General features: G+C 36.4%; 4 protein-coding genes. 1 reads left to right on the top strand and 3 read right to left on the bottom strand.

Annotated features, from left to right (window positions below; translation table 11 throughout):
- The coding region (locus CI949_RS17845) for a MarR family transcriptional regulator (RefSeq protein WP_290769919.1) at positions 1 to 225 on the bottom strand (225 nt) is incomplete at its 3' end.
- A 182-nt stretch (positions 226 to 407) separates the two neighbouring features.
- Here CI949_RS17845 and CI949_RS17840 point away from each other — a divergent pair.
- Positions 408 to 1,127 carry a putative metalloprotease CJM1_0395 family protein gene (locus CI949_RS17840; RefSeq protein ID WP_290768855.1) on the top strand — a complete coding sequence of 240 codons (720 nt, stop codon included), beginning with the start codon at positions 408 to 410 and terminating at the stop codon, positions 1,125 to 1,127.
- 61 nt (positions 1,128 to 1,188) lie between these two features.
- Here CI949_RS17840 and CI949_RS17835 read toward each other — a convergent pair whose 3' ends face one another.
- Positions 1,189 to 2,877: an alpha-glucosidase gene (locus tag CI949_RS17835; protein WP_290768852.1), complete on the bottom strand. Its 1,689-nt coding sequence runs from the start codon at positions 2,875 to 2,877 to the stop codon at positions 1,189 to 1,191.
- A 33-nt stretch (positions 2,878 to 2,910) separates the two neighbouring features.
- On the bottom strand, positions 2,911 to 4,063 hold a 1,153-nt coding region (locus tag CI949_RS17830), incomplete at its 5' end, for a sugar MFS transporter (protein ID WP_290768850.1).

Here is a 4,063-nt window from a genome sequence, read left to right as displayed (position 1 = left end):
CAGTTTGAGCAGCATCGGCCTTCTGCCCCCGCGGGATTCACCCATTTTTGACTCTTCAACCAGTTCAAGTTTAACCAGTTCCCTAACAATATTGGTTACAGTGGCCCGAGAGACATCAAGTTTTTCTGCTATCTGCGCCCTGGAAATACCATCCTCATTTTTAATTAAAGTAAGTATGTTTTTTTGATTTTGTTTTTTCATGTTTTTAAAGCTGCCTTTTTCCATTTTTCTCACACCCGTTTCTTTGTTAATTTATTAAATTAACTAAGTTAATTATAGCACTATTTTGAGATTCTGTAAAGCATTTTTAGAGGGGATTTTATTATTTTTCTTAAATTAGCTGATTTAGTTGCTTGAAAATTATAAATATAGTATAATAAGGAAAAGAGATTAGAGGGGTGAGCTAAATGTTAGCACTTTCAGCACTTAACAGCCAGCCGGTTCCTGGTTGGGCTATTAAATCAGATATTAATAACAGCAACTCTCAGTCAAAAGATATTGATATAGGAATCAACACTTCTGAAGATAAAAGTAGTCAAAATAATAGTTTTGATAATGCTGTGGATAATTCCTCAAGTTCTGCCGAGGGGCAGAATCAAAACTATGAAAATAAAAATGAAAATTCAACAGAAAATGAATTCAGCAAAGCTGAACAGCGGGAAATAGAGAAGTTAAAGCGCAGAGATCGAGAAGTTCGTGCTCATGAAATGGCTCATCAGTCGGCAGGTGGACAGTATGCCGGCTCAGCCTCTTATAGTTATACAACTGGTCCGGACAACAAACGCTATGCTGTTGGTGGATCGGTAGATATTGAAACTTCTCCCGCCAAAACACCGGAAGAAACTGTTAAAAAAGCAGATCAAATTAAAAGAGCTGCTATGGCACCTGCCCAGCCTTCGGGAGCTGACATGCAGATTGCAGCTAAGGCAACCCGGATGAAGATGGAAGCACAGGCTGAATTAAATCAAAAAGAATTCAGTGGTGAGGAAAAAGAAAATGAGGATTCAACTGAAATAAAGAAAAATGAGGATTCAAAATTTGAAAATAAATATCTGCTTAATAAAAGAGAAAATTCCTATCAAAACTCTGCTCAAGAAATAAAAATTAAGCAGGGTTTTGCCGCTTAAGCTAAACTCAATAGAAATTGTAAAGACTGCTGAACTATAATATTCAGCAGTCTTTTTTAAATTATTTAACTTTAAGTAGAATTGTTTCAAAGGGACTTAACTGATAATCGATTTTTTTACCTTTTAAAGCTCGGTAATCGAATTCAGGATAATTACTTAAAATAATTTCTGCAACCTGATAGTCTAAATTGATCTCAACCTCTTTATTTTTAAAATTAGCAGCTAAAAGCAGCTTCTCTCCTTCTTTTTCTCTGAGATAGGCTATCAGATTTGGATCTGATTCTAAAAGAGGCTGATATTTGCCATCAACAATTATTTCCTGATAGGGGCTGTTTTTTCTGAGCTTGATCAGTTCTTTATAAAAATAAAAGATAGAATTATCATTTTTTAGATTTTCTTCTACGTTAATTTCCTGATAATTGGGATTAACTTTGAGCCAGGGCTCAGCTTTAGAAAAGCCTGCATTTTCAGCATCAGACCACTGCATTGGGGTCCGACTGTTGTCCCTGCTTCTTCTCCAGACAACCTCCATCACTTCTTCTTTGTCATAACCTGCCTTTAAGGCTTCCTGATATAAACCGTGGGTTGCCAGATCCTGATAATCATCAATATTTTCAAATTTAACATTGCTCATTCCAATTTCCTGCCCCTGGTAGATAAAGGGGATTCCCCGCTGCAGCATAAAAACAGCTGCCAGCATCTTAATTGAATAATCATTGATTTCAGCTTCACTTAAATACTTATTTAGAGAACGGGGCTGGTCGTGATTCTCCCAAAAAATAGCAGCTCTCCTGTCATCAGCATAAGTTTTTTGAATCTCATTTAAGCGCTCTTTTAGCTCAACTAGATCCCAGTCTCTTTCCTTAAACCACTCACTGCCCTCACTTAAATCTAAATCAACATGGCGGAAATCAAAGACCAGATCAAAGGGGCCGTCATCACCGGCAAACTCCTGCATCCTTTTGTTATCTTCTGCATATAATTCTGCCACAGTTAGAATCTGATAGTTGGAAAAAGTCTCTGCCTTTAATTCATTTAATAAATCTAAAATCCCCGGCTGATTGGCAGAAGCCTCAAAAATGCTGCCCAGTCCGTCAGGACCATTGACTTTTTGATCTTTAAATCTACTCTTTTTTATGTAGCTGATTGCATCTATTCTAAACCCGGCCAGTCCCTTCTCCAGCCACCAGTTTACCAGCTGATATAATTCCTGCCGCAGCTTTTTATTTTCCCAGTTTAAATCAGGCTGTTCTTTAGCAAAGGTATGTAAATAATACTGTTTAGTATGCTGATCATAGGTCCAGGCTGAGCCCCCAAAAATTGAGCGCCAGTTTGTAGGTGGGCTGCCATCTGCCTTTGGATCCTTCCAGATATAGTAATCTCTTTTTGGACTAGCTTTAGATTTTCTGGATTCCTTAAACCACCGGTGCTGATCAGAACTGTGATTAATTACTAAATCCATCATAATCCCTATACCTCTTTTGTCAGCCTCAGCTATCAATTCTTCCATCTCCTCCATTGAGCCAAACTGCTCTGCAATGGCATAATAGTCATCAATATCATAACCGTTATCCTTCATCGGGGAAGAAAACACCGGACTGAGCCAGATTAGATCTATTCCCAGCCGATTTAAATAATCAAGTTTTTCTATAATACCCCGCAAATCACCAATGCCATCACTATTGCTGTCATTAAAACTCTTTGGATAAATCTGATAAATTACTGAATCATGCCACCATTTTTCTGTCATTAAAATCATCCTTTATCTATTTTAGATTAAATATTATAATTCAGCTGCCTTATTTTGAGTAATCATTTTTAGATAATATGTAATTAAAATTGCTGCTCCCAGAATAATAACCAGAAAGATAAAGCCCGCCTCAATTGCAATAAAATCATTGATAAATCCAACCACCCAGTTGGAAAGCACAGTTAAACCAAACATCCCGGCAGTCTGAGCAAAACCTACCACTTTAATACCACTGCTGTCAAAACTATCTAAAATTGCTGCCTGCAGTGTTGGCACCTGACCTGCCAGAAATAGTCCGGAAATTGGAATTAGAATTGTAAAGTTATAGCCGCCAATTAGGGCTGTAGAAATTAAAGAAGCTGCCAGTGATCCCGAAATGATCATAAAATTGTAATAACCAATTTTTTCAACTATAATACTGGCCGCAAATCTGCCTGCAGTAAAGCAGATAAAAAAGAGGGATAAATAGAAACTAACTGTTAGATCAGATCTTGACTGAGCATCTCTTAAAAAGGGGGCCAGCCAGGTCACAATCGAAAATTCTACTCCCACCTGAAAAAATACGATTAGAGAAAATAAAATTACCTTTTTATCCTTAAGCAGCTCTGAAGTTGTTTTCATTATTTTTTTACCACTGCTCTCGATATCCGGCAGTGAAGCTGAGTTGAATTCAAAAAAGATAATTATTAATAAAGCAATTGAAAACAAAAATGAATAATTCCAGCTGAAACCGAGCTTAATAACTGAAGTTACGAAATAAGGAGCAATAATACCACCAGCTCCATAAAATAAATGAAGCAGGTTGATCATCTTTCCTCTCTTTTTGCTGTAAGAAATTGAGGTGAGATTAATAGCAGCAATACTTAAAAGGGTAATACCAGAACCAACCAAAAAAAGTCCAAATATTAAAGTATAATAGTTCGCTGATAGAAAAACAATTGTTAAGGCCAATATATTATGAATTATTCCATAGAAGAGTATTTTTATCAGTCCAAATTTTTCGATTAATTTACCACTTACAAAGTATACCAGCATTGAGCCAATTGATATAAATGACAGCAAAAAACCAAGTCGGCTGTAGTTGAGACCAAAATCATCCATAATATATGGGCCAACTTGACCTCTGATATTATTAACAATTCCATTCATAAACATTATGCTAAATGCAAGTATAATTATCTTCTTT

The organism is Halanaerobium sp., from assembly GCF_003070835.1.
This window is presented reverse-complemented; position numbering and strand designations above follow the sequence as displayed.